The organism is Citrobacter sp. TBCS-14 (assembly GCF_005280805.1).
GTDB lineage: Bacteria > Pseudomonadota > Gammaproteobacteria > Enterobacterales > Enterobacteriaceae > Citrobacter > Citrobacter gillenii.
Genome location: NZ_SZWM01000961.1, coordinates 1 through 248, shown reverse-complemented (window position 1 = coordinate 248; position 248 = coordinate 1). Strand labels below are relative to the sequence as shown.

The 248-nt window shown below is 48.8% G+C and carries 1 pseudogene; it reads right to left on the bottom strand.

The window, feature by feature from the left end:
• Positions 1-248: pseudogene (locus tag FDX22_RS22270) on the bottom strand (arginase family protein); the annotation flags it as partial.

Here is a 248-nt window from a genome sequence, read left to right as displayed (position 1 = left end):
AGATATTCAATGTGTTCGCGGGCAATCCATTCCATAACCTCGTTGGCACCGTTTTTGACATCATCAGGGCCAACCGTCGCAATCCGGTGATGGGCCAGATAGTCGCTTTCGTATATCAGTGGATTGTGAATGCCGGCAATCATAATTTTTGACGGCGAAACCTTGTGTGTGACGTGGTCCACTAAATCTTTATCGCCCGTGCCAATCAGTGCGCCAAGTACATGGGCATGCGCATTTGGATACTGTTC